This window comes from Novosphingobium aerophilum, assembly GCF_014230305.1.
Classification (GTDB): domain Bacteria; phylum Pseudomonadota; class Alphaproteobacteria; order Sphingomonadales; family Sphingomonadaceae; genus Novosphingobium; species Novosphingobium aerophilum.
This window is the reverse complement of the sequence record NZ_JACLAU010000089.1, coordinates 1-3,215: the sequence shown is the minus strand read 5'-3', so window position 1 is coordinate 3,215 and position 3,215 is coordinate 1. Positions and strand designations below refer to the sequence as shown.

Sequence of the window (3,215 nt, the reverse complement as noted above, 5' to 3'; positions counted from 1 at the left end):
CCGAATCACCTCCGGCGAGGAGTGGAAGTAACGGAACGGATTGGCTGGTTTTCGAGGACGCGGCATGCCCCTGCCCTACCCCCGACACGGCCCTTTCGCTAGCCGGTGCAGTTCCTTTGACAATGCCGCATTCCCCAATGCCAGATGCGGTCGCGGCCTGTGGTGCGCTCCTTGTTCTCACCGTACCAAAAGAAGGTGTCGCCTACCTGGATAATCGAACTGCCCCGTACCTGGATGGGCTTGCCAGACGTATCGAGCCAGACATCGCCGGGCTTGAATTCCCTAGACCTCATGCCGGGGACTGCGCGAGCTGAAGCCCCCCCGAAACTGGCGGCGATGCCGGTTGCCACACCACTGGCGAGGACCTTGCGACGATTAATCACTGAACGCTCCCTTGCGAAAAGTCATTTGAACAGCCGAAGGTCGATCGCATCGGCCATAGCCTTTGAACCTTCGGGATTGGGATGCAGGTGATCGCCTGAATCGAATTGCTTCGACATCTTCGAAGGATCGGCCGGATCGCGAATTGCCTTGTCGAAGTCGATTACGGCATCAGCCCCGCTTGAGCTGCGGATCCAGTCGTTCACGGCCCGACGAACAGCGTCTTTCTCTGGCGTTCCGTGGCTTGGTGACCCGGAAGCTGGCAAAAGGGTTCCAATGAAAACCTTGATGCCCTTGCCATGCGCACGCGCAATGATCTGCCGATAGGCACCGATGAGGTCTTCGGATGTGACCGGAGTTTCACTGCCGACCTTGCGGATGTCATTGATGCCCTCGAGCAGGACGATGTGGGTCACGCCCTCCACGCGCAAGACATCGCGATCAAGTCGCGAGAGAGCGGCATCGCCCATGAAGGTGTCTAACAGGCAATTTCCCGAGATCCCCGCGTTGACGACCGACCAGCGATCCCCTGATTTTTCGGCCAGACGTTGTGACAGGCGTTCTGGCCAGCTCTGCAATTCGCTGGTTGTGGGCCGGTTGCCATCGGTAATGGAGTCACCAAAGGCGACAATCACATTCGTTCTGGCCGGACTGAGCACTGAGATCCCTGTCACGATTGGCCGCTGCTGGATGCGCTTCAGCTCACCGAGGCTTTCGGCCGCGGTCTGGTCTCCAGGTGATACTGCAACTCCTGCTCCCCCGATTTCAGGCAGGAAGGGGTCTTGCGGATGCAGGCTGACGATGATTTCAGCACCGCGCTTTACCGACAACTGGATGGGGTCACTGAGCGCCGGTGCGCCTGCAGGCAGTGTAATTCCTGATTTTCCGCCGAATGTGACAGTGCGGATTGAGCCAGTAGCAGCATTGAATCCGTCACCGGCCAAACCGATGCTGGCTGCGGCAATGCGCAGTGGGGTTTTGCCTTCTTCGTTCGAAAGCCGGATCCGAACTTCTGAGCCGCTGGCATAAAGACGCAATCGGTAGCGCAAGGTCCCCGTCATGGCCTTTGGCTGAAGCTTGGCTGCTGCCTCTGGAGGTATCCCGACCATTTTTGCCAACATCGATATGGTCTCGGGATCAGCGAGCAGATTTGCCGCAGGGCTGGATTGCCACGCCTCCACCCACTGGCCTCGCTCCCTGGCGCCAGCCGGGGCAGCAACAAGTGCCAGTCCAATCAGGAAAGAACGCCAATACGCCCGCATCTACTTGCCTCCCCGTTCCACTGCTGAGCAAAGCCATGCTGCCATCCTCAAGTGCGCAGCTATTGTTGTCTTGCGAGGTCTATCATTCGCACAGGCATCGACCTGTTCACCAAACCTGCAACCCGTCATTCCATACCTTAGAGTATGTTTGCAAGCCTTCGGCTACAGCAGATCGCCCGGTGGTTCGACCTGACAAGGCAAAGCATGCCTCCATACTCTTATGACCAGACCCGGCGCGGCATTCCCCATGGGTTTGACTCGCGGACCGTTTCGGGCAGCAGATCTTCGGGGAAGTCCTGCAGACAGACCGGGCGCAGAAAGCGCTCGATTGCCATGGTGCCGACCGACGTCGTGCGGCAATCGGAAGTTGAAGGGTATGGCCCGCCGTGAACCATCGCCGGGGAGACCTCGACGCCCGTGCCGAAGCCATTGGCAAGAACGCGCCCCGCTCTGTCCATCGCGATCGGCAGCAGACGGCGGGCGGCGATGTGGTCCGCATCGTTGAAGTGGATAGCCACAGTGAGCTGGCCTTCAACCGCGGCGAGGACATCGGCAAGCTGATCGAGGTCTGAACAACGCACGACGAGTGCGGCGGGGCCGAACATCTCGTGATGCAAGTCCGGATTGGCGAGGAAGGTTGCTGCATCGGTCGCCAGCAGCTTCGCGCTCGCGCGAAGATCTGCCGTGCCACTTTCTGCAAGTAGAGACACACCGCTGTGGTTCGACACCTGCGATGATGACGCTGCGAAGGCCGAACAGATGCCGGGAGTGAGCATGACGCCGGGCGCCCATGTAGCCACGGCATCCGCTGCCGCAGCGAGAAAACGCTCCAGTCCGTCGCCTTCGATGGCAAAAACGAGGCCGGGATTGGTGCAGAACTGGCCGGTGCCCAGCGTCAACGAGCCGACAAAGGCTGTGCCAATCTGCTCGGCTGCTTCGGCCAGCCGCGCGGGGAGAAGCACGACGGGGTTGGTCGCGCTCATCTCGGCATAGACCGGGATGGGCTCGCTACGCGCGGCAGCAAGCCTGACCAAGGCTTCACCAGCGCCCCGCGAGCCGGTGAAGCCGACAGCCTTGATCCGGGCATCACTGACCAGTGCCTGACCGACGCCAATTCCGCCATCCTGCAGGAATGAAAAGGTGCCGGCAGGTAATTCCGAAGCTGCCACCGCTGCGCTGAGCGCCCCGGCCACCAGTTCACCGGTGCCGGGATGCGCCGGATGGCCCTTGACCACCACAGGGCAGCCTGCCGCCAGGGCCGAAGCGGTGTCACCACCCGCCACCGAAAATGCGAGTGGGAAGTTCGAGGCACCGAACACCGCAACCGGGCCTAAAGCGCGCTTTGTCAGGCGCAGGTCGGGCTTGGGGCCGGAAGCACGGGCTGGGTCGGCGTGGTCGATCCGCACTCCGGCAAATTCGCCCTCGCGCAAATGCGTGGCGAACAGGCTGTCCGTCGTCAGAACATTCGGCACAACTCGCGGCGTAGATTAGCGGAGTGCGGGCCTCGTCTGGGGGTTGATATTAGGCGGCGAGCTTGCGGTGCTGCAAGCGCCGATGTTCGATGGTCTGTTG

General features: G+C 61.1%; 2 protein-coding genes. Both read right to left on the bottom strand.

All coding sequences use genetic code 11. From position 1 onward, the window contains the following. Nucleotides 1-404 precede the first annotated feature (404 nt). The gene (locus tag H7F49_RS19055) at nucleotides 405-1,643 is read right to left on the bottom strand and encodes an SGNH/GDSL hydrolase family protein (RefSeq protein ID WP_185685131.1); all 1,239 of its coding nucleotides are present in this window, start codon (nucleotides 1,641-1,643) and stop codon (nucleotides 405-407) included. A 218-nt stretch (nucleotides 1,644-1,861) separates the two neighbouring features. Further along, nucleotides 1,862-3,115, bottom strand: coding sequence for an aldehyde dehydrogenase (NADP(+)) (locus tag H7F49_RS19050; protein ID WP_185685130.1), 1,254 nt, complete (start codon nucleotides 3,113-3,115; stop codon nucleotides 1,862-1,864). Nucleotides 3,116-3,215 lie beyond the last annotated feature (100 nt).